The sequence below is a fragment of the Streptomyces sp. NPDC037271 genome, from assembly GCF_055603605.1.
In genome coordinates this window covers 1-1,763 of sequence record NZ_JBVJVN010000055.1, presented here as the reverse complement: position 1 = coordinate 1,763, position 1,763 = coordinate 1, and the positions used below count along the sequence as shown (strand labels likewise).

At 71.4% G+C, this 1,763-nt stretch carries 1 protein-coding gene; it reads left to right on the top strand.

Features of this window, described 5'->3' with window-relative positions; all coding sequences use genetic code 11:
• A partial coding sequence (locus ACZ7G3_RS35690; protein WP_470930868.1) for a condensation domain-containing protein occupies positions 1–1,763 on the top strand: 1,763 nt, incomplete at both ends.

The window sequence follows — 1,763 nt, the reverse complement described above, 5'->3', positions numbered from 1 at the left end:
CTCCCCGACTACATGGTCCCCGCCGTCTTCGTCCCCCTCGACCACCTCCCCCTCACCCCCAGCGGCAAAGTCGACCGCCGCGCACTGCCCGAACCCGGGAACGGTACCGAGCGGCTCAGCGCCGTGTACACCGGCCCGCGCGACGACACGGAAGAGACCCTCGCGGCGGTCTGGGCCGGCGTCCTCGGTGCGGAGAAGGTTGGCATCCACGACAACTTCTTCGAACTCGGCGGCGACTCCATCCTCGCCATCCAGGTCGCTTCCCAGGCCCGCCAGGCGCTTGGCGGACAGCTCTCGCCGCGGCTGCTGTTCGAAGCACCGACGGTCGCCGAGTTGGCGGCCGCCCTCGCTCCGAAGGCGGATGAGGCGGTCGGCGCCCCGGTGATCCCGGTCGTGTCACGCGAGAGTCTGCTGCCGATGTCCTTCGGCCAGCAGCGGCTGTGGTTCCTGGAGGACTTCAACGAGGGCGGCACCGAGTACCACTCGGCGGTCGGGCTGCGTCTGACGGGCCCCTTGGACGCGGTCGCGCTCCGTGCGGCGGTCGGCGATCTCGTGGCCCGCCACGAAGCGCTGCGGACGACGTTCGACGTGGTCGACAGCCGCGGCGTGCAGATCATCCACCCCGTCCTGGAACCGGAGTGGCGTGCCGAGGAAGCCGCGAGCGAGCGGCGGCTGCGGGAGCTCGCGCAGGAGGAGCTGGCCCGCCCGTACGACCTGCGCACCGGCCCCCTCGTCCGGGTTCTACTCATCCGGCTCGGCGCCGACGAGCACGTGTGCGTCCTGGGGATGCACCACATCGTCACAGACGGCTGGTCCATGGGTGTCGCCTCGCGTGAGCTGGGCGAGCTGTACGCGGCCCGCACCGAGGGCCGCGAGCCCGACCTGCCCGAGGTCACTGTCCAGTACCCGGACTTCGCCACCTGGCAGCGCGCCCGGCTGGAGGACGGCGGCCTACTGGAAGAGCAACTCGACTGGTGGCGCGCCCGCCTCGACGGCATCACACCGCTGGACCTGCCCACCGACCGGCTGCGCCCGGCCGTGCGCTCGTCGAAGGGCGGCGTCCACGGCTTCGACGTGCCAGCCGCTACCGTAAACGGGCTCAAGGAGCTGGCGCGCACGCAGGGCGCGACCCTGTTCATGGCGCTGACGGCGGCCGTCAAGGCGGTCTTCGCCCGCTACACCGGGCAGCGGGACATCGCCGTCGGCACGGCTTCCGCCGGCCGGAGCGGCTCGGGTCTGGAGCAGCTGGTCGGCTTCCTGGTCAACACGGTCGTGCTGCGTTCGCACATTGACCCGGACACGCCCTTCGGCACCCTGCTCGGGCAGGTGCGGGATACGGTGCTCGACGCGTTCACCCATGAGGACGTGCCGTTCGAGCGCCTGGTGGAAGCGGTGCAGCCGGAGCGTGACACGAGCCGCACACCGCTCGTGCAGGCCATGGTGGTGCTGCAGAACGCACCCGGCATGCAGCCGAGCCTTGGCGAGGTCCGCGTCTCCGACTACCCGCTGGAGCGGGACTCGGCTCTGTTCGACCTGACCGTCGAATTCGAGGAGTACGAGGGCGGGCTGCGGGCGCTCGTCGAGTACAGCGCCGAACTGTTCGACGCGCCGACTGTCGCGAGGTTCGGGGAGCACCTGAACACGCTGCTGGCCGCCGCCGTGTCCGAGCCTTCCCGGCCGGTTTCCGCGCTGTCGATGCTGGCCCCGGGGGAGCGGGAGCGGCTGGTGGGCGATTGGGCGGTCATGCCCGGGGTCACCGCGTG